Origin of the sequence: Pedobacter sp. ASV1-7 (genome assembly GCF_040203335.1) — a bacterium.
GTDB lineage: Bacteria > Bacteroidota > Bacteroidia > Sphingobacteriales > Sphingobacteriaceae > Pedobacter.
The window spans coordinates 298646-321655 of the sequence record NZ_JBEHBV010000003.1 but is presented as its reverse complement, the minus strand read 5'-3'; the positions used below and the strand labels follow the sequence as shown (position 1 = coordinate 321655).

At 36.8% G+C, this 23010-nt stretch carries 14 protein-coding genes; 13 read left to right on the top strand and 1 reads right to left on the bottom strand.

Annotated features, from left to right (window positions below; translation table 11 throughout):
• The first annotated feature begins 68 nt into the window (after positions 1 to 68).
• The 13 genes from ABDJ41_RS09235 (at position 69) to ABDJ41_RS09175 (ending at position 21402) form a co-directional block, all read left to right on the top strand.
• The gene (locus tag ABDJ41_RS09235; RefSeq protein WP_349785668.1) at positions 69 to 3605 is read left to right on the top strand and encodes a SusC/RagA family TonB-linked outer membrane protein; all 3537 of its coding nucleotides are present in this window, start codon (positions 69 to 71) and stop codon (positions 3603 to 3605) included.
• Between the two features lie 14 nt (positions 3606 to 3619).
• Positions 3620 to 5041: a RagB/SusD family nutrient uptake outer membrane protein gene (locus tag ABDJ41_RS09230; RefSeq protein WP_349785667.1), complete on the top strand. Its 1422-nt coding sequence runs from the start codon at positions 3620 to 3622 to the stop codon at positions 5039 to 5041.
• A gap of 46 nt (positions 5042 to 5087) precedes the next feature.
• Positions 5088 to 6221: a redoxin domain-containing protein gene (locus tag ABDJ41_RS09225; protein ID WP_349785666.1), complete on the top strand. Its 1134-nt coding sequence runs from the start codon at positions 5088 to 5090 to the stop codon at positions 6219 to 6221.
• An 80-nt stretch (positions 6222 to 6301) separates the two neighbouring features.
• Positions 6302 to 6673: a DUF1801 domain-containing protein gene (locus tag ABDJ41_RS09220; RefSeq protein WP_349785665.1), complete on the top strand. Its 372-nt coding sequence runs from the start codon at positions 6302 to 6304 to the stop codon at positions 6671 to 6673.
• A gap of 103 nt (positions 6674 to 6776) precedes the next feature.
• On the top strand, positions 6777 to 7643 hold the full coding sequence (locus ABDJ41_RS09215) for an ROK family protein (RefSeq protein ID WP_349785664.1): 867 nt from the start codon (positions 6777 to 6779) through the stop codon (positions 7641 to 7643).
• A gap of 66 nt (positions 7644 to 7709) precedes the next feature.
• Positions 7710 to 10301 (top strand): galactose oxidase, encoded by a 2592-nt coding sequence (locus ABDJ41_RS09210; protein ID WP_349785663.1) that lies wholly within the window; start codon positions 7710 to 7712, stop codon positions 10299 to 10301.
• Between the two features lie 201 nt (positions 10302 to 10502).
• The gene (locus ABDJ41_RS09205; protein WP_349785662.1) at positions 10503 to 10883 is read left to right on the top strand and encodes a c-type cytochrome; all 381 of its coding nucleotides are present in this window, start codon (positions 10503 to 10505) and stop codon (positions 10881 to 10883) included.
• Positions 10884 to 10897: 14 nt separating this feature from the next.
• On the top strand, positions 10898 to 13120 hold the full coding sequence (locus ABDJ41_RS09200; RefSeq protein WP_349785660.1) for a DUF7133 domain-containing protein: 2223 nt from the start codon (positions 10898 to 10900) through the stop codon (positions 13118 to 13120).
• Positions 13121 to 13223: 103 nt separating this feature from the next.
• Positions 13224 to 15503, top strand: a complete 2280-nt coding sequence (locus tag ABDJ41_RS09195) for a GH92 family glycosyl hydrolase (protein WP_349785659.1) — start codon at positions 13224 to 13226, stop codon at positions 15501 to 15503.
• Positions 15504 to 15508: 5 nt separating this feature from the next.
• The gene (locus ABDJ41_RS09190) at positions 15509 to 16765 is read left to right on the top strand and encodes a glycoside hydrolase family 99 protein (RefSeq protein WP_349785658.1); all 1257 of its coding nucleotides are present in this window, start codon (positions 15509 to 15511) and stop codon (positions 16763 to 16765) included.
• Positions 16766 to 16817: 52 nt separating this feature from the next.
• On the top strand, positions 16818 to 18059 hold the full coding sequence (gene fucP, locus ABDJ41_RS09185) for an L-fucose:H+ symporter permease (protein WP_349785657.1): 1242 nt from the start codon (positions 16818 to 16820) through the stop codon (positions 18057 to 18059).
• 220 nt (positions 18060 to 18279) lie between these two features.
• Positions 18280 to 18786 carry a cupin domain-containing protein gene (locus ABDJ41_RS09180; RefSeq protein WP_349785656.1) on the top strand — a complete coding sequence of 169 codons (507 nt, stop codon included), beginning with the start codon at positions 18280 to 18282 and terminating at the stop codon, positions 18784 to 18786.
• 45 nt (positions 18787 to 18831) lie between these two features.
• Positions 18832 to 21402, top strand: coding sequence for a glycoside hydrolase family 95 protein (locus ABDJ41_RS09175; protein ID WP_349785655.1), 2571 nt, complete (start codon positions 18832 to 18834; stop codon positions 21400 to 21402).
• Between the two features lie 106 nt (positions 21403 to 21508).
• Here the strand turns inward: ABDJ41_RS09175 and ABDJ41_RS09170 are convergent, their stop codons facing one another.
• Positions 21509 to 22969, bottom strand: coding sequence for a BACON domain-containing protein (locus tag ABDJ41_RS09170; protein WP_349785654.1), 1461 nt, complete (start codon positions 22967 to 22969; stop codon positions 21509 to 21511).
• Positions 22970 to 23010: the final 41 nt, after the last annotated feature.

Sequence of the window (23010 nt, the reverse complement as noted above, 5' to 3'; positions counted from 1 at the left end):
CCCAATTAAAGGGTATTAAAACAATTCAACTAAACCATTTCTTTATTCACCCAAACATTACAAAAGTAATGAAATTAAACTTTATAAGCGGAGCTATGCCTGATGCATGGTTCCTGGAAAAACTATTAAGAGTTATGAAACTTACCACCTTGATGTTAGTTATAGCATTAATGCAGGCGAGTGCTGCAGGGTATAGTCAGAAGGTTTCCTTATCGGAACGGAATGTGCCTATCGAAAATGTCTTTAAGGAAATTGAAAAGCAAACTGGTTATGTATTCCTTTACGAAAATGGGATATATAAGCAGCGTATGAGTATCAATGTGAAAAATGTGAGTATTGAAGAGGTGCTGAGCAGTCATTTTAAAGCACTCCCATTAACATTCAATATTGTCAACGGCAACAATATTGTTGTCAAAAAGAAATCAGAATCACTAACTGATAAGGTACTGCAACTGTTTAATCAGAAAAATCCAGTTAAAGGCAAGGTTACTGATGAAACAGGAAGGGCTGTTCCTGGAGTCACCATTTTAAATAAAACAACAGGTAAGGGGACAATCTCTGAGGGATCTGGGGCTTACAGTATAGATGCTGATAAGGGCGATTTGCTGGTATTTAGCTATATCGGATATCAACAGAAGAAAATCTATGTTGCAGAGCAAACAACGGTTAATGTTTCTCTGGAACCAGAAACCTCAAGTTTGGATCAGGTGGTAGTTGTGGGTTATGGTAGCACAAAGAAAAAGGATCTGACAGGGTCTGTGTCAGTTGTTAATGCTGCTGATTTAAAAGATGCTCCTTTTGCAACTATTGATAATGCGCTGGCTGGAAAAGCTACCGGAGTTCAGGTAACTAAAGCTGATGGTTCACCAGGTGGGGCTGTGCGCATCAGGATACGAGGTTCAAGTTCTTTACTTGGTGGAAATGACCCTCTGTACATTATTGATGGCGTACCGGTTCAGGTATCGAACAGCTTTATCAATCCCGGATTTGATGTTGGCAGTCCTATTGGTAATGAGATCAATGGGATGGGAAGTATGAATGCAGGTTTATCAACGGCATTTACTAATGGACTAAATAGTTTGGGTGGATTAAATGTCGAGGATATCGAATCGATCAGTATCCTTAAGGATGCATCTTCTACCGCAATCTATGGTTCAAAAGCTGCTAATGGTGTGGTTATGATTACCACAAAAAGAGGAAAAAAAGATATGAAACCTCAGATTTCGGCTAATTATTATTCCACAGTTACAACACCAAAATTACCTAAATTATTAAATGCTGATCAGTACAAAATGTTGCTTACAGAATCTGCGCAAAATTTAATGATTGAAGCAGATCCGAATGAAGACTATATCCCGGAAAATATTGACGTTATTTTAAATCATTCAAATACCTTCTTTGGTAATGCGAATACAGACTGGCTGAAGGAGGTTACACGCAATACTGTTTCTCACAATGCCGACCTTTCTGTACAGGGTGGTGGTGCGGCTTCCAAGTATTTCAGTTCTATTTCGTATAATCAAACACCTGGTGTAGTAAAATCAACAAACTATCAGCGTATTGCGGGTAAGTTGAATTTAGAGAATGAGATCGGTAGCAGGTTCCGGTTTATCACCAATTTGAATTTAGGCTATACCGACCAGAATATTGGTGATGGCGCTTATGGGCAAGCATTAAGGGCTCGTCCCGATTTGGCACCATATGATGAAAATGGGATGCCTACCAGTTTTGTTGGGCAGGGTGGTGAAGATTACCAGGGTTTTCAAAACCCTGTAGGATTGTTACAGGCAACGAACAATGCCAAGACTTTTAGTATGTTGGGCTCACTATCGGCACTATACGATATTACAAAAGACTTACAGTTTAAAAGTACGGTATCAATGAATATGCAGACTTATAACCAGCGTATTTATATGCCAAGTTTCATCCAGACAGGTAGCTATTTTGGTACACCTACAGAAAGATCAGGGATTGGAAGCAACTCAAATAGCAGAATGACCAACTGGTTTTTGGAAAATACACTTACCTATACTAAAAATATAGCAGACATTCACGATATCAATATTTTGGCAGGTACATCTTACGAAACCAGAAAAAATAGCTTCTTCAGTGCTACAGCCTCAGGATATCCTAATGATCATTCGCTAAACAACCTTTCTTCTGCTATAACACCTTTGTTTATTACTGGTGATGATCCTTCCGGGCCACAGAGTTATTTGTTGTCATTTTATTTGCGTGCAAATTATACCCTAATGGATAAGTATCTGTTTACTTTCACAGGTAGGACAGATGGTTCTTCAAAGTTTGGCCCAAATAATAAATTTGGATACTTCCCTTCGGCAGCTTTAGGATGGAGAATCTCTAAAGAGAACTTCCTGAAAGATGTAAAATGGATTGATGACCTTAAAATAAGGGGAAGCTATGGACTTACGGGAAGCCAGAATATTGGCGATCAGATGTATCGTACTTTGTATAGCCCTAAGGCATATGCCGGGGCAAATGCTTTAATCCCAACTCAGCTTGGTAATGAAAACATTAAGTGGGAAAGTACAAAGTCTACGGATCTGGGATTAGATGTTTCATTGTTTAACAATAGGCTACAAGTTACGGCTGATTATTACGATAAGAGAACCATTGGTGCATTACTATATTTACCGGTTCCATCAAGTAGTTCTTATGCTTTCTTACTAAGCAATGCTGCAGATCTTAAAAACCAAGGTTTTGAGTTTTCTTTGCAGGGTGACATTATAAGAAGTAAAGATTTTAAGTGGAATGCTTCATTTAACGTTACCTGGAATAAGACCATAGTTACCAGATTGGATCCAAAAGCTAATTTGGGGCAGTCGGGAAGTATGACTGGCCTGGAATGGCAGAATACGAGGATTGCAGAAGGAATGCCTCTAGGAATGATTCTTGGCTATACCCACACCGGGATCATTAAAACACAGGAACAACTGGATGCTTATAAAAAAGAACTAGGTCCGGGTAATACAGTATTTTATCCATTTTTAAATATTGGTGATCCAATGTACAAGTTGGACTATGAAACCTTCAAATCAAGTAAATCTGCAATTGCTGATGCAAAAACTATTATTGCAAATGCTGCACCTAAATATTATGGTGGCTTTACACAAGGTTTTGGTTACAAAAATCTGGATCTTCAATTGTTCTTCACATTTTCTCAAGGGGGCAAATTGTTATGGGGTGATCACATCAGCAGCAGACAGTTTAATGGCACCTCAAATTCGCATGCGCTGATGTTAGACAGATACCATCCAGGAAATACGGAGACTAACCGTGAACGATTGGTGTTGGAAGGTAACATGCCTATGCCATCATCTATTGATGTTTTCAGTTCTTCTTATATAAAATTAAGGACTTTAAATATGAATTATAGGTTTAACCAGACAAGGTGGATGCAACGTGCAGGATTGCAGAATACTTCAGTTTTTCTTTCTGCAACCAACCTGTTCACCATAACTAAATATCCTGGAAATGACCCTGAGACAACTAATGATACATTTAGTGTAGGCGGGGGATATTTTGATGTAAGTAATTATCCAGTGGTACGTACATTGTCACTAGGATTTAAACTTGGGTTTTAACATAAGATATTGAGATGAAATATATACAATTCAAATTATTGCTACTGTTATTGTTAACAAGTACATTTTTTTCATGTGAAAAACAATTGAATGTTTTTCCTACAAATAAGTTAGTAGATGGCAATGTAATCATTGACCTTAAAAGTGCTGAGACAGTATTAAATGGCGTGTATTACACTTTTGCAAATGTAGGCTTAGATTATGCTAGCTTAGAGTCTGTTAAATGGATTTCAGTAAATGAAATTTTGCCATCAGAACTTTCCGGTACTTTGGCTTATTCTTATGGTCAGGATGGATTCATGAATATGGCCTATCGTAATACCAGTCCGGTACTTGTAAGTAAATGGAGGTATGGTTACAATATGGTGAACGCGGCCAATGGTTTTCTAAAGAATGTAGAACCAGTAAACAATATCCCTTCAGAACGGAAATCACAAATGATTGCTGAAGCTAAGTTTCTGCGTGCTTTTGCCAATGCTGATCTGCTCCTTTATTTTGGCCATTATTATGATGTAAATAGCAAGTATGGAATTATATTGAGAGATGAGTTTGTTTCTGCTGATAATGTAAAGTTACCTAGAAGTACCGTTGCGGCTACATATAATTCAATACTTAAAGATTTGGATGAGGCTATTGCTGCTCTGCCACCTTTAAATAGTAAAATCCATTATGCAAATGTTTGGGTAGCAAAAATGCTTAAGGCCAGGGTATTGATTAACAGAGGGGCTCCAGGTGATTATACTCAGGTAGTTAGTTTAACTGAAGATATTATTAATCATAGTCCTTTTAAGCTTGAAGCGAATTTAAAAGACTTATTTCAAGTGAAAGGCTTTGCAAGTGAAGAGGTTATGTTGTCGGTGCAGCCTTTCCCTAACGACAATTGGAAATATTACTTGAATAATACAAGTGTGGATTATTATGTTACTCCTGCTTTAAAAAATTTGTTGGCTAATGATCCAAGAAAGACCTGGATGTATAAAGATGCTGCAAATATAAATGGGATCTTACCTTCTGTAACCAAGTATTATTCTGGACCGGCAATTAAGCCCGTGAAAACTCCCTTGGTATGTAACAGTTATGCTTTCCGATTAACTGAAGCTTACTTAACACAGGCCGAAGCTATTGCTTTATTAGGTGCGGACCTTAGTTTAGCTAAGACGCGTTTAAAGAAAGTATTATTGTCTGCAGGAATAACTGAATTTACTGATGTGGATGGGGTAACCAGCCCAGAGGCTATGCAATTATTAGTAGTGCAGGAAGTGTGCAAAAATTTCCTGCAAGAAAGTGGCTTGGATTGGTTTGCCTTGCGCAGGCTTCCTCTTGCTACCTTAAAAACATTAAGACCTAGTGTTAAGTCTGTTTATTCGCTGACGCTTCCTATTCCTATAGTTGAAATTAATGCGAATGGTTTAATTGACCCTAATCCTGTGGACTAATTTATTTTTTATGATCAATATAAATATTATGTGTAAATCACTTTATATGTTATTTTTTGTTTTGACAACGGCTTTAGGCGCTGTTGCACAAAACACTGCTCCAGAAAAAAAGGTTGTTTTTAAAGGGACAGCTGCAAGCAGATACAATGGTGAATATGTTTATCTATTTTCCAATGCACCAACGACAGTTCGCGACAGTGCCAAAATTGTAAATGGAACTTTTACTTTTTCACGTATTTTTAAGGAACCTGGTATTTATAACTTTTACAGTGGATATGAAAAAAAGACAAAGGGAGATTATACGGTGTTAACGGTTCCTTTTGATCGTCCTTCGAAGATTGAGATAAAGGCAAATTTAGAGCGTTTCGACAATTCAGACGTGAAAGGGAGTAAAGACTTCTTTATTTTTAATGCTTTTGTAAAGGCTACTGAACCTGTTTATGAAAAGTTGATAAATGACCTGTCTGCTAAATACGGAAAGGCTTATCTCTATGATATGAAACGTGATACTACGCAGCAAAAGTTTAAAGATATGATTTCTGAGTACAACAAGGGAAAAGCTGCTTATAACTTGTTATTGAAAGAACAAGCCATTAAGACTGTAAATGAGTATCCAAACTCTTTTTCGGCCATATTGATCCTTCAGAATTATGCGGATAACCTGGATCTGGAAGTATTGGAAAGATTGTCTAAGAAGGTTTCTCCGGCGGTAATGGATAACTTTTTTGGGCGTAATCTACTGAGTCAGTTAAATGGGCGTAAGCAATCTGCAGTTGGTAATTTTGTAGAAGATTTTACTTTAAATGATCCCAAAGATCAACCGTTGAAATTTTCTTCATTAAGGAAAAAATATGTACTGATTGATTTCTGGGGTAGCTGGTGTGGCCCTTGTCACATTGCGTTTAAGGATTTGAGATTGTTGTATGCCAAGTATCGCGATAAGGAGTTTGAAATTTTAGGTATCGCTACAGAAAATAGTAAGCAAGCCTGGATTAAGGATCTTGAAAAAGAAAAGTTACCTTGGTTACAGGTGATTGATTTGCAGGGTAACAAAAGTGTATCTCTTAACCAGTTTGCTATTGCGAAATATCCGACCACTGTTTTGGTTGATCCTAATGGAAAAATTATTGGTAGGGATTTAAGTGTGAAGGCACTTGAGGCTATCTTGGATAAATTGTAGTTTTCATCCTATTGGTTATATTGTATTTTTGGGGGTAATACTATTGCCCCCAAAAGTATTTGCGATAAAATAAGAAATCAATGTTAAAGGAACTTGACTCTTACTATCTGAACAAAGATGAACCTAACAGAAGCTGTTTGTTAGCGTTACGCAGTATTATACTTGAACAGGACACAAATATTACTGAAACACAGAAGTGGGGGATGCCTTGTTTCTGCTACAAGAAAAAAATGTTTTGTTATTTATGGACTGATAAAAAAACAGATCATCCATATATTCTAATGGTAGAAGGAAAATACCTTGATTATCCAGAATTGGAAAAAGGAGACCGTTCCAGAATGAAGATTTTTAGGGTTAATCCAAACAGAGACTTGCCTGTAATGACTATTGAAAGCATTTTGCAAAAAGCATTGGACTTATATAGGAAGGGGATTATAGTAATTAAGGGATAACTCCTGCTTTCTAAAGCGAAAATTTCTGGCATTAATCATTTATTAGACATTTATTAATGTTGCTTTTTAAGTTTGAGCCATCATGAATAACCAAATTAACCAAATGAAAAGATTAACGTTAGGAGCAGATATAGGTGGTTCTCACATAACTGCTGCCCTGATAGACCTTGAAGAAAAGACGGAAGTAAAAAATACCTGGTCTAGAAATAGAATTCAATCGGACGGGAGTGCGGAAGATATTATCAATGCCTGGGCACAAACACTTGAAAAATCGGCTCAAGGCTGTGATCTTAAAAACTTAACTATCAATATCGCAATGCCAGGTCCTATGGATTACAGAAATGGAATATGTAAGATCAAGGATCAAGGGAAGTATAAAGCACTTTATGGATTAAATATTAAACAATTGCTAGCGAATCGCCTGGGCATATTGCCATCTCGTATCAACTTTATGAATGATGCAGCGTGTTTTTTAAAGGGGGAAGTTTTTAGTGGCACAATGGCAGGTTATGATCATGCAATAGGTTTAACACTAGGTACAGGTCTGGGAACTTCATATTTCGCTAATGGTAAAGTTAAGGATGCTGGTTTGTGGAATATGCCATTTTTAAATGGAATTGCAGAGGACTACATCTCAACAAGATGGTTTGTTTCGCGATTTGCTGAACTGAGTGGAAGCTCGATTAAAGATGTTAAAGATCTAATTGAAAACCATAAAGAATCTATCCATTTCAAAACAATTTTCTCAGAATTTAGTGTCAATCTGGCCACTGTGATCCATAAATTCATTCGTAAAAAAATGCCCATAGTAGCTGTCCTTGGTGGAAATATTGCAAATGCTGAAGCGTATTTTATTGAGGATACGAGAAAGCATCTTGCAAAAATTATGGGATATAGTTTCCCGGTTAAAAAGTCTGTCCTAGGTGAGAAGGCGGCATTAATAGGTGCAGGTTCAGTCTACTGTAATTAGGCCCTACTTAATTTTACATATCTGTGTTAATGTATGCATATATGTATTATATTCGTATCCCTGATTATGAAAGCCAAATATTTATTATCAATTCTCTCTGTTTTTTTTATCCTTTGCTGTAACAAAAGCTTTTCGCAAACTTACGGCCTGGGCTTTTATAGCCATGAGGTTATTCAGGATCAGCGAACAGGTTTGGATTTAAGTCCAGGGAAAACACTTTGCTTTAATTCCAGTTTTGAACTGTCTTTTGACCTCACTTTTATGCCGGGGAAAGAAGATTATTTTGGATATATACTAAGATTCGTAAATAGTAATAATGGGAATATTGATCTGATCTATGATAAGAGTCCTGAGATAGAAAATCATTTTAAACTAATCATAGGAGATAAATTTTCAAAAATTACTTTTAACATCCCTTCTGATGTTCTATTTCGTGCATGGAATACGGTTAAATTCAAATTTGATTATGAAAAGCAACTGCTTCATTTATCCTATGGGAAGTTTTCTTCGGTAGCTAATTTGTCTCTTAAGAAAGGTGATTGCTTCAAAATCCTATTCGGTGCCAACGAATACAAGGGCTTTAAAACGACTGACGTACCACCAATGAAAATCAGAAATGTGAAAATTTCTGAAGAGGGAAGCCTTAAATATTCCTGGCTATTAGATGATTATGAGGGGGTAGTGGCAACTGAACAGATAGATAGCAAAAATGCATCTGTGGTTAATCCGCTGTGGATAAAGGAACTTCATCATGAATGGCAATTGCTTCAAAACATTACTGTTAAAGGACCTGCAAGTGTGGCATTTGATGCGAAGAATGAAATTTTAAACATCATTGGAATAGATTCTTTATACAAGTATTATGTGAAGTCCGAGAAACTGGGGCGTGTTAATTATTTGTCTGGTAGTCAGAACCTTTTAAGGGGAAACCAGTCTTTGTTTGATGATAAAAACGATCGGTTACTCAATTTTTACATTGATCAGAAAATAGTAAGTACTTTCGATACTGTTCAAAAAAAGTGGAGTAAGAATTTTAGTACTAACACACCGATTACTGACTTTTGGCAGTATAATAAGTTTTATTCTAGTGTAGATTCATCTTTGTACTTCTTTGGTGGATATGGGCACTTCTTTTATAAGAACCAAATTCAGCGATTTCACTTCCCTACGGGAACCTGGGAGACCATACAACTGACTGGTGATCGTTTTATTCCGAGATATCTGGCCGCACTTGGAAAAACCAAGGATGGAGCCTATATCCTTGGAGGATACGGCAGTTCTACAGGCCAGCAAATGTTAAATCCAAGGAACTTGTATGACTTGCTTTACTTTGATGTGAAGACAAAGTCTATGAAGAAAATTTATGAGCTTAATGTAGAGGGGGAGCATTTTGCCTTTGCTAATTCTTTAGTAATTAATAAGAAGGCTGATACGTATTATGCTTTAACTTTTCCAAAGCATAAATTTAAATCGCATTTGCAGCTCATACAGGGTTCATTCTTAAAACCAGAGTATAAATTCGTTGGTAGTCCGATTCCTTACCGCTTTCATGATATCAATTCATTTGCTGACCTCTTCTATTGTACAGTAAGTAAAAGGTTTATTGCTGTTACTTTGTTCAGAGATGAAAATGATCGTACAAATATTCAGATCTATTCACTATACGGGCCTCCAATAGATACGGTTGTAAAGCAGCCTGTAAAGGCTAATAATAATGTTTATATTATTATTTCAATAATTATACTACTAGCATTCATAGCTGCATGGTTCTTTTATAAAAGAAGAAAGAAAAGCCTTGCAGTAGCAGGCATTCCTATAAACAGTACTAAAGAATCTGTACCTACCGTTTCAGCTCCGCCCGTTTCAACTGAATCTAATTCCATTGTTTCTGAGACTGCTAAACCTATTGTTGTAAAGAAAATAGTGGATGAATATAAGTCTTCTGTTTTTTTGTTTGGCGACATGCAGGTGTTCGATAAACAAGGAAAGGAGATTACCAAACTATTTACTCCATTGATCAAAGAGCTTTTTCTTGTGATCCTATTATATACGATAAGGTGGGAGCGAGGTATTAGCTCAGAGAAATTAAAGGAATTGTTGTGGTTTGATAAATCCGAAGATAGTGCAAGGAATAACCGTTCTGTTAACATCGCAAAATTGAAAAGTATTCTGGAGAAAATAGATCATTGTATGGTTTCAAAAGATACAGGATACTGGAAAATCAACTGTGATTTCGATAGTGTTTATGTCGACTATCAGCAGTATCATGAGATCGTAAAGGATAAAAAGAAACTGAATAAAGAAAAGGTATCTGAATTAGCTGAGATTATTAAACGTGGTTCCTTTTTACCAAATACCAGTTATGAATGGATGGATCAGTTTAAGGCAGAAGTATCAAATGAAATCATTGATACCTATCTTCATTTTGCGCAATCAATTGCCATTTCGGATGACCCTGAATTATTAATTGAATTAGCTGGCTATATCTTTTATTTCGATTCGATTAACGAAGAGGCAATGGCTATACAATGTAAAGCACTTGCTCATCTGGGCAAGCATTCTCAAGCTAAAAATGCCTACGAAAATTTCTGCAAGGAGTACAAGCTATTGTACGGGGATGACTTCGATAAAAGTTTTAATGATGTTTTAATAGGCTAGCTTAGCTTTCAAACAAAGATGTTTTAGCTAAATAATTCTTGTTTTTTTCTATTATTATTGAATTAATTGGCTTAATACATCAAAAAAAGCTTTTTATTAATGATTTATTATGTAATAATTAATCGTTGGTACGTAATCTTGGTAAAACTAAGAGATAAACCAAAATAAGAATCGGAACCTAACCAAGTAGAATTATTAAGTATGAACTTTATTTATTGTACTGCAATTGCAACATTAATCTTTGCAAACTGCAGTTTTGCTCAAACAACGAAAAAGAAGAATATTCCAGTTAAGAAAGTCACTTCTGTAGTTACCTCTGCAGAGGATATTCAAAATGGGAAAGCTCTTATACAGAAGTCTGATTGTATGGCCTGCCATAAGACTGATGTAAAGCTGGTTGGCCCCGGTTTCGTTCAAATCGCAAAAAAGTATCCGGCAATCGAAGCCAACTATACTTTATTGGCAGATAAAATCATAAACGGAGGAACAGGAGTATGGGGACAGATTCCAATGGCAGCTCATTCAACATTATCTAAACCTGATGCAAAAAAGATGGTGAAATATATACTATCTCTAAAATAAGAATAACCACACACATGAAACAAAGTAAGAAGCTTGTATTGAGTATTTTGACATTGTCAATGCTTATTTATACATGTAAGGTATCTAAGCAAGTCGTAAAGCGTGATGCAAATGGGAATATTATTGTAAATACAAATCCATCACCGGCTTATTTAACTCCTCAGGAGAGCTTAAAAACAATGCAGTTACCAAAAGGGTATCGCTTAGAGTTAGTAGCAAGTGAACCAATGATTCACGAACCTGTGGCCATAACATGGGATGGTAACGGTAGAATGTATGTTGCAGAGATGAATACTTATATGCAAGATGCTGATGGGACAGGTGAAATGAAAGCTGTAAGTACGGTTAAGATGCTTGAAGATACCAATGGTGACGGTAAAATGGACAAGTCTACAGTGTTTATTGACAAATTGCTTTTACCAAGAATGATCCTTGCTCTTGATGATAGAATTTTGGTGAATGAGACCAACTCAAATCATATTTATAGTTATCGCGATACAAATGGAGATGGTAAAGCTGATGAAAAGAAAATGGTTTATAGGAATGATGTAGTCAGCACCAGCAATTTAGAGCATCAGAAAAGTGGATTGATATGGAACCTGGACAATAAAATTTATGTAACTGTAGAAAATAAGCGCTATTACTATGAAGATGGTATGCTTAAAGAAGAGTATCTACATGAAGGGCCAGGAGGACAATGGGGACTGACCAGCGATAATTATGGAAGATTATTCTTTTCTGCAGCAGGTGCAGAGGTTCCAGCACTTAATTTCCAGCAAAACCCTTCTTATGGAAGGTTTGATTTTAATGATCAATATGATAATGAGTTTAAAGCGGTATGGCCAATTATTTCTACCCCCGATGTTCAAGGTGGTCCAAGAAGGTTAAGGGCTGATAGTACACTTAATCATTTCACTGCATGTACTGGACAATCTGTATTTAGAGGTACAACATTACCTGCTGATGTTCAGGGAGACCTTTTTATTTGCGAACCTGTCGGCCGTTTGATCAGACGTGCTAAAGTGACCAATACAGATGGAAAAATAACCTTAACTAATGCTTACAATAAGGAAGAATTTATCGCATCGACAGATATGAATTTTAGACCTGTTAATAGTGTAACAGGGCCAGATGGATGTTTGTATATCGTAGATATGTATCGTGGAATAATACAGGAGGGTAATTGGACTAAAAAAGGAAGTTATCTGCGCGATCAGATTGATGAAAAGAAATTTGATAAGAATATTGGCCGTGGTCGAATTTACAGGGTGGTATATGATGGTATAAAACCCGATAAAAATAAACCAAAGATGTTAGATCAGACTTCTGATAAGTTAGTTCCTTATCTGGCTCATGCCAATGGTTGGTGGAGAGATAATGCACAAAAATTGATTGTTGTGCGTGGAGATAAATCAGTAGCTCCGGCATTAAAAGCAATGGCACTAAATAAGGGGACCACACAGCTTGGTCGTATACATGCTTTATGGACATTGCAAGGATTAAAAGCCTTAGATAATGAAACACTTCTTCAAGCATTTCGTGATCAGGATGCCGAAGTTCGTAAAACAGCTGTTTGGATAGCAGATGATGCAGTTAAAAAGGGAAATGACCAATTGATCAGCGCAATGGACTTCCTTAAAGATGATCCAAGTGCCGACGTTCGTTTTCAATTGGCATTGACCATGAGATTTAGTAAGGCTGAGAAAGCACAGGGAATGATCAATTACATGATTCAAAAGTACCCTAAAAACAAAATGCTGGTCGAATCGCAGAAAAACTTTGAACATAAAAATAATGAGCGTGCTTTGGCAGCAAAAAAAGCTGCGACACTTAAAGAAGAAGATCAAAAATTTCTACTTAAGGGAGCCGCGATTTATAAACAACTCTGTGCAATTTGTCATGGTGCCGATGGAAAAGGTGTAACCATAGGAGGAAGTGATATGCCAGCACCACCTTTGGCAGGTGTAAAAGATGTTAATGGAGATCCGGAAAAACTTATAAAAATCCTTCTTCACGGATTGAGCGGGCCAATTGATGGAAAAACCTATGCAGATGCAATGCCTGCCCTGGGTGCTAATGATGACGAATATATTGCTTCTGTAATTAGCTATATCAGAAATGATATGGGGAACAAAGGATCCATCGTAAAACCTGCAGATGTGAAAAAGGTGAGAGATGAGCATAAGGGCAGAGATAAAAATTGGACCACTCAAGAATTGCTGAACACAAAAAAATAAACTAATAAACATATAGTATATACAATGATGGCCGCTGAAAAGAGGCCAAATGGGAGCGTATTACATAAAAAATAGTCAATACAATAAACATTAAGCCGACAATATGATAACAAATACTTTTCTATTCAATATTAGAAAATCGTTGATTCCAATTCTGATTCTAGCTTCCAGTGGATTGGCTAATGCACAGGAACAATCAAATATGGGAGCGGGTAATTTAAAGTACATTGATCCTTTGATTGGAAATGTAGGACATCTTTTACAACCCACACGTCCAACTGTGCAATTACCTAATCAAATGATCAGAATGTTTCCTCAAAGAAAGGATTATATGGATGATCAGATCTCAAGTTTTCCCTTAAATGTTGTTTCACACCGTCTGGGTCAAGTATTTGCATTGAAACCTTCCACACAGAATTTGGAAGCTGCAAGTTGGAAGAAGAGAATGACTTACGATTACGATCTTGAGGTTAACCGACCATGGTTTTATAGCACCAATTTAATTGAAGATGAAGTTAAAGTTGCTTTTACACCTGGAAAAAAGACTGGATATTATAAGTTTCAATTCCCTGTAAAGGGTAATAAAGCATTACTCCTCGAAAACTATAATCAGGGTTTAAATGAGTTTAACTTTATTTCAGCTACAGAAATTACTGGTGTAGAAATATATCATGGGAATATTAAAGTATTTATGTACGGTGTTTTTAGTGATGGAGCTACAGTTGGCACCATACAAGACAACAAACTTTCTACAAATCGAAAAGTTACTGGAAAAGATGCCAGAGCATGGATCCGTTTTCCTGAGAATACTACAGGTAGTGTTGAATTTAAATATGCCATATCTTATGTGAGCGCAGAGCAAGCCAGGAAGAATTATCAAAATGAATTGAAAAACACAAGTTTTGTTCAGCAGGTAACGATTGCTGAAGCTGCCTGGGCAAAAGTTATGAATCAGATTAAAACTACTGGTGCAACAGAGGCCCAGCGCCGATCATTTTATACAGCCTTGTACCGCTGTTATGAACGTATGGTTGATATTACTGAAGACGGCCAGTATTTTAGTGGTTTTGATAACAAAATACACAAAACAAACCGTCCGTTTTATGTGGACGATTGGGCTTGGGATACCTATCTGGCACATCATCCATTACGTATAATTCTGGATCCTGCACAAGAAGAGGATATGTTACAATCATATGTGAAGATGTATGAGCAAAGTGGGTGGATGCCGACTTTTCCAGTACTTTTTGGAGATCATGCTTGTATGAATGGTTTTCATTCTACCGTGAGTTTTTTAGATGCACATAGGAAAGGCTTAAAGAATTTCGACTTGGCAAAGGCTTATGAAGGCTCAGCTAAGAATGCCAACGAGGCAACAATGATTCCCTGGAGAAATGGTCCGAAAACTGAATTAGATGATATTTACCATAGTAAAGGCTTTTTTCCTGCATTACATAAAGGAGAAAAAGAATATGTAGAAACAGTAGATAAATTTGAAAAACGTCAGGCAGTAGCAGTTACCTTAGGTCATAGCTATGATGATTGGGCATTGGGAGAACTTGCGAAGGATTTGGGTAAAGATCAGGATTATAAAAAGTTCAATCAGAGAGGCTATAACTATAAGAATTTATGGAGCAATGAGGCACAATTATTTATGCCGAAAGATAGGAATGGTGATTGGATTAAAATTGATCCGAAGTTTGATGGTGGCATGGGTGGCAGAGATTACTACGACGAAAATAATGGCTGGACTTATATGTGGCAGGTGCAGCATGATGTTTCTGGTTTGATGAACTTGATGGGCGGCTCAAAGGCTTTTGAAAATAGGCTTGATCAGCTTTTCCGTGAATCCTTAGGCAGAAGTCAGTATGAATTTCAGGGTACTTTCCCAGATGCAACAGGTTTAGTTGGACAATTCTCAATGGGAAATGAGCCAAGTTTCCATATCCCATACTTATATAACTATACTTCTTCTCCATGGAAAACTCAAAGACGCATCCGCTTCTTATTGGATACCTGGTTTAAAGATAATGTATTTGGCATTCCAGGAGATGAAGATGGGGGAGGTATGACGGCTTTTGTAGTTTTCTCTGCTATGGGATTTTATCCGGTAACTCCAGGGATACCCGTTTATACAATTGGTAGTCCTGTATTTGAGAAAGTAGCTATTGATTTACCAAATGGTAAAACCTTCCAGGTTGTTGCAAATAAAAGCTCTGTTCAAAATAAATACATTCAAAGTGCAAAGTTTAATGGTAAGGTTTTAGACACTCCCTGGTTTACTCATCAGGAATTAATTGCAGGAGGTAAGCTTGAGCTGGAAATGGGGCCGATACCAAATAAAACCTGGGGAACAGGGAAGAATTTAAATATATCTAAGTAAAGAAGATGAATAGAAAAATATATTTACTAGCGTTCTGTTTGAGTATAACCCTTTTGGGTTATGCTCAAAATAAACATGCAAAGCAATCCAGATTTCCAAGTTATAAAGGGTTGGTGATGACTGGTTATCAAGGCTGGTTTAATGCCAAAGGAGATGGGGGCGATAGAGGCTGGAATCATTATGGTCAAATTGATCAGAAAAATGCTGGTATAGAAATCTGGCCAGAAATGGCTGAATATAAAGTCACTTATAAAACACCATTTAAGTTAGCCAATGGTGATCATGCACACTTGTTCAGCTCTTATGATGATTCGTCTGTACAGCTTCATTTTAAATGGATGAAAGATTATGGAATAGACGGGGCATTTGTACAGCGTTTTATTGCTAATCTTAAATACAAACAAGGTGTTAATCACAATAATAAAGTACTTGCAACAGCATTTGATGCCGCAGAAAAAAATAAGCGTGCAATAGCGATTATGTATGATTTTTCTGGAATGAAAGATGGTGATGAAAAGATTGTAATTGATGATTTCAAGAAATTGGTAGATGATTTGAAAATTACCAATCGGGGGAATAAGCAAAGCTATTTGTATCATAATGGGAAACCATTGGTTGCATTATGGGGGGTAGGTTTTAATGACAACAGAAAGTATTCTTTAAAAAATGTACAAACGATCATAAACTTTCTGCAAAATGACCCTGTTTATGGTGGTTGTTCAATTTTATTAGGGGTTCCTACACAATGGAGAGAGTTAACCGGGGACACAATGAATGATCCTGAATTGCTTGAAATGTTTAAAAAGGCAGATATTATTCATCCTTGGTTTGTTGGTCGTTTTACAGAGGCACGACTTCCTAAAATGATGGAGAGAATCAAAGGTGATATTGCCTGGTGCAAAACCAATAAAGTAGATTATGTACCTGTTTTATATCCTGGCTTTAGCTGGCACAATATGAAACCTGAATCTCCATTAGATCAGATCCCTAGAAATAAAGGACAGTTTTTCTGGAAACAATTGTCTGGCGCTATACAAAATGGTGCTGAAATGATTTATTTGGCCATGTTTGATGAAGTTGATGAGGGGACCGCAATCTTTAAAATCAGTAAAAACCCTCCGGTAGGTGATGTGGAATTTGTTAAACCAGAGGAAGATATCCCCTCCGATTACTATTTATATCTGAGTGGCTATGCGGCTAAGATGCTTAGAAAAGAAATCCCTTTTCAAACCAAAATTCCAGCTCCTATCCTAAAAAAATAGTATATATTACTTTCTCAGCTAAACGCACATGATAACCAATTATAACTAAGAAATGAACCAAATTGCAACTAAAGCCAAATTTACAGACAAGAAGTTTATGATCACTCTTGTCTTTGTTACCTCACTTTTTATGTTCTGGGGCATAGCCATTACAATGGCTGATGTACTAAACAAACATTTTCAACATACAATGAGCCTTACAAAATCACAGTCGGCATTTGTACAGTTTGCAGTGTTTGGTGCCTATGCAGTAATGGGGATACCTGCTGGATTGTTTATGAAACGTTTTGGTTATAAAAAAGGGGTATTGCTGGGCTTATCGCTTTTTGCAGCTGGGGCATTTCTCTTTGTACCTGCAGCCAATATTTCATCATTTGCATTTTTTGGTATTGCATTGTTTATTGTAGGTTGTGGCTTGTCAACATTGGAAACAGTGGCACATCCATTTGTAGCTTCTCTAGGTGATCAGCGTACCAGCGACCAGCGCATTAACTTCGCTCAATCATTCAATGCCGTAGGCGCTATGCTGGGGCCAGCAATAGGAAGTTATTTTTTACTCCGGAATAATGTAGAAGGCAGTACAGATCTTACTTCTGTAAAAATGTTATATGTGGTAATTGGGGTAGTTATTGTATTAGTTGCTATTTCCTTTTCTTTTGTAAAAGTGCCGCCTACTATAGACCCTCATGCCGTTGCTGAAATGGATCTGGATGCGGTAAATATTGATACTGCACCTGATAAAAAATTATTTGATCATAAGCATTTTGTGTGGGCAGTAGCAGCGCAATTTTTTAATGTTGCAGCTCAGGCAGGAACTTGGGCATTCTTTATCAATTATGGCCATGAAAAAATGGGTTTTACTGATGCTGAAGCTGGTAATTATATGGTGCTATTTATGGGGATGATGCTGGCAGGACGTTTTATAGGTACATTTTTAATGCGTGTAATTGCTCCTAATAAGTTATTGGCCTTATTTGCTCTAGGGAATATTCTGATGTGTATTATTGTAGCACAGGGCTTTGGTCTGGTATCATTCATCGCCTTGCTCATGATCAATTTCTTTTTTAGCATTATGTTCCCGACTATTTTTAGTTTGGGCTTGAAAAATCTTGGCTCGCGTACACAACAAGCTTCTTCATTTTTATCTATGGGGGTAGTTGGAGGTGCATTTTTTCCATTCATTATGGGTGCTGTTGCAGATAGTGCTGGTATTGCAAATGCTTATTATACACCAATCATCTGCTATCTGGTTATTTTTATGTTTGCTTATAAGTATTATAAAGTAAAGCACTAGCATTAAAAAAATAAGCTCAATATTATTTAGGCTGCCTATTTTAAATCATTAAAATAGGCAGTTTTTTTTGCTGTTATTTATTCACGGGAGTTTTAAAATCATTCGTTCCAGGAAATTCTTCCTGAATCTTTATTCCTGTTTGAATTAACCTTTTTTTATGCTTTTATTAAGCGGCAGAATGGATTTTAGTAAATTGTATTTACCATTTAGACCATAAAAAATGTTAGTTCGTAAAAAAGAATTATTTGAAAGTGTAGCTGAGCTACTTAAAGCCGAGGGATTTAATATTGTGAACCGTGATGAAACGCGACCTTGGGGAGGTTTTTTCGTGATTGATGAGAATCAGGCACAAGAGTTTGCTAATACATATTTTGATCAATTGAATGTGGATGATTTGAAGATTTCGGGGAAGCTAAGTCCAAAAATTCTAATTGTTGCACCTCAAACCAGGCTTTCATGGCAATATCATCACCGTCGTGCAGAAATCTGGAGTGTGGTGACGGGAACTGTTGGGGTGATTACCAGTGAAACAGACGAGGAAGGAGATTTACAGCAACTTAGTGCTAAAGAGACCATCAGATTAAAGCAAGGGGAGCGTCATCGTTTAATTGGCTTAGATGACTGGGGCATTGTTTCAGAGATATGGCAGCATACTGATCTTGAAAATCCATCGGATGAAAGTGATATCATCAGAGTTCAGGATGATTTTGGTAGAACCAATGAGTAATCTTAGGGAGTAAAGAAAAGACTAGACCAATAAACTAAACTATAAATGATGAAAAAATTAATTATTCCTTTCTTAGGGATTCTTTTAACTATCCTGAGTTATAGCCTGGCACTTAAAGCACAGAAATCCTCCTCTGTAAAGCCTCAAAAGATCAGGATGATCGCAACTTATGATGCTCCTGCTAAACTATGGGAAAGTGAGGCTTTACCTATTGGAAACGGGTATATGGGCGCTATGATTTTTGGTGGCGTTTATCATGATGTCATTCAGACGAATGAACATACACTTTGGTCTGGGGGACCTGGTGAAAACCCCAGTTATAACGGTGGTCATCTAAGAACACCTCAGCAAAACAAAGAGAATCTTCAGAAAGCAAGGACCGCGTTGCAAAAGAAGATGAATGATTTTACCAAAAATGATAAGGCTTACCTGGATGCAAATGGAAAATTGATTACCAAAGACTATGGAGATGAAAGAAAAGATGGTGTAAGGTCTCTCATTGAAGCACTTATGGGGTCTAAAGATAATTTCGGGTCCTATCAGACATTGGGGAATGTAGAAATTAATTACAATTCGATGGAATTTTTAGCTCCTTTTACAGCGTATAAGCGAGTACTTGATATAGATAATGCCATGCACACTATAAGCTACAAAGAGGATGGTGTAAATTATATACGTGAGTACTTCATGAGCTATCCCGACAATGTGATGGTGATGAGGTTGAAAGCATCGCAGAACGGTAAAATATCCAGAACATTTACGATCACAAGTCCACAAAAGAAAAAAACGATTACAGTGTCTGGCAATACACTTACAATGACTGGACAACCAGCTGCGCAGAAAGAAAATGGTTTGAAGTTCGCTCAACAGTTAAAAGTGTTGAACACAGGAGGGAAATTATCCACTAAAGATGGAAATAAAATAGTAGTAGAAGATGCAAACGAAGTGATCATATTGATGTCTGCCGCTACCAATTACCATCAGTCTATGGATAACTCTTTTAATTATTTTTCGGAGACTGACCCCTTGCTTGCTGTCAAGCAAAGATTGGCTATAGCTGAAAAGAAATCATACGATCAGTTACTGTTAACTCATCAGAAAGACTATAAAGGGCTGTATGATAAAATGAGTCTGAACCTCGGAAATGTAAAAAGCGTACCGGAAAAAACCACAGATAAACTGTTGACCGATTTATATAAGAGTAATATTGCAGCTGAGAATTTGTATACTGAAATGTTGTATTATCAATTCGGTCGTTATTTGTTAATATCCAGTTCAAGAAAAAATTCTTTACCAGCCAATTTACAAGGTGTCTGGGCTGATAAATTAGCTAATCCATGGAATGCCGATTATCATACAAATATCAATGTACAGATGAATTACTGGCCTACACAAACGACTAATCTAAGTGAATGTCACGCGCCAATAGTTGATTATATTAATAGTCTGGTTCCGCGTGGAGAAGTGACTGCAAAGCACTATTACGGAACTGATGTACGTGGATGGGCAACACATCACGAAAACAACATTTGGGGGAACACAGCTCCGGCAGCATATTACTCAGCTTTTCATTTTCCGGCAGGAGCTGGATGGATGTGTCAGGATATATGGGAGTATTACCAGTTTAATGATGATAAAAAGTTTCTGGAGAAAAATTATAATACCTTGCTTGGAGCGGCTTTATTTTGGGTTGATAATTTATGGACAGATGAACGAGATGGGAAACTGGTTGCCAACCCATCTTACTCACCGGAGCATGGGGAGTATTCTTTGGGTGCCTCTTGCGATCAGGCAATTATAACAGAGATGTTTGATATAGTGATTAAAGCGAGTCAGGTATTAGGAAAAAATACGAAAGAAGTTACGGAAATTAAAAATGCCAAAAGTAAATTGTCTGGCCCCCAGATTGGCTTGGGCGGTCAGTTTATGGAATGGAAGGATGAAGTAACCAAAGATGTAACTGGTGACGGTAAACATAGGCATGTGAATCAATTATTTTGGCTGCACCCGGGATCTCAGATTGTGGCAGGTAGAAGTACACAGGAAGATAAATATGTAGATGCGATGAAGAAAACTCTGGAAACGCGTGGTGATGGTGGCACTGGATGGAGCAAAGCATGGAAAATTAACTTTTGGGCAAGATTGAGAGACGGTAACCGTGCACATAAATTACTTATGGAAGCATTGGTTCTTACTTATCCGGGCAATCCCGCTAATACTGGAGGTGTTTATCAAAATCTTTTTGATACACATCCGCCTTTTCAGATTGATGGGAATTTTGGTGCTACTGCTGGTATTGCCGAAATGTTACTTCAGAGTCAAGGTGGTTATATTGAACTGCTACCGGCTTTGCCTGATGCGTGGAAGGAAGGTTCATTTAATGGATTAAAGGCAAGAGGTAATTTTGAAATCAATGTAAAATGGAATAATGCAGGCCTTACTTCTGCTGAAGTAATATCAAACTCAGGAAAAGAATGTATGATTAAATACCCAAATGCTAAATCTTGGATTATTACAAATAGTAAAGGAGCTCTTGTAGCTAAAAAAGTGATTGATCAGAATAAAATATCATTTGCTACAACTCCTCGAACAGTTTTTTACATCAAAAAAATATGAAATAGTAACCAATTATAATTCATTCATTTAAAAGGTTCTGAGTTATAAAAAGCAAAGGGTTTGTAGTACATACTACAAACCCTTTGCTTTTTACTTAGTTATTTACTTATGGACAAGTAGTAAATGCATATCCTGGGTTTTGAGGACATATATTAGCAAAATTCCAATTTGCTTTTTTAGGATGATTCAGTACATCTGCCGGTAATGGTCCTGAAAAATTGTTTGTTTTTAATTCCAATGAAATAAGATTAGTCATTTTTCCTATAACATTGGGAGGAATAGGGCCAATGAAGTTAGAAGTATGCATTTGAAGCGATGTTAAGGCAGTTAAATTTGCAAATTCTAAAGGAATCGTACCTGTTAAACCTGTTCTGCTTAGTGTTAAAGCCGTTAGTCTTTTAAGGTTACCCATTGATGGAGGAATTGTACCAGTTAACTGCATATTGTTGTTATTTAAATCAAGTTGGGTTAATTCGCTTAGATAGCCTATAGCTAAAGGTATTGGACCTTTAAGATTCCTGGCATTTAAGCCTATCCTGGTTACCCGGTCAACCCCATTTACTTTTGCTACTGTCACACCATTCCATTTTGTTGCTGCATTAGCTTCTGTTAATGGTGCTGTAATGTCCCATTTAGTACCAGACCATGCATCACCACCCATACTTTCATACATTGCAATCAACACTTGCCTGTCTAGTTCTGTTCCAATTGCAATACCAGTTTGTTTTACATCAATCACAACCCTGGTTCCTCCATAAGTAATTGTAATTGTACCTGCCAGTTCAACAAAGTTGTTTTTTGCTGCGGTAACAGTCAACTTACCTCCATCTCTTTCAACGGTAAACCAGGTCGTATTTTTGCTGATTTCGTAGGTCCATACTTGATTGGTTTCAATAGTAATAACCTGGGTGCTTCCTTCTCTGGCTAAGAGGAGGTTTTTCTTATCAATTTCAAATTCGATTGTTCCTTTTTGAGTAACTGTAATTGCTTTATTGAAAACAGGTGAATCTGTATTCACGATGACTACACCAGTACGTTCACCTGTTTCAGGATTGGCTGTAGCAATCAATTTTACTTCATTTCCATTGACTTCCCAACTTAACCAACTTGCATCTGAGCTTAATGACCAACTCATATTACTGTTGATGTTAACAATGCCGTTATCACCAGGGTTTTTAAATTTCAGTGCATTATTATCCAAAATAATGGTAGGGGTATTACCATGTTGTTTAATTACAATGATCTTACTGAGGTTCTTATCAGCACTAACTACTTTTATTTTAGCTACTCTTTCATACAAACTGGAGTTTTCTTCCATGCTAAAGGTCACTTTTCCCTCAGTTTTTGTAGCACTAAGCCAGGTCTGTGTGGTTAAGTCTTCAATAACCCAGTCGCTATTGTCTGATACGGAAACAGCAAAACTTCCTGTTTTATCTGTATTTAAATATTCATAAACGTCACGCTCTATGTTTAGTGTTGGCTTAACGGGTATTTCATTTTTATCTTTTGAACAATTGGTCAAAACAATCATCAGGATTGTCAAGCCGAATAGTAATGTTCTTTTCATAATGTATGATCATTAAACGAGTTAATTTAAATAGAATTAAT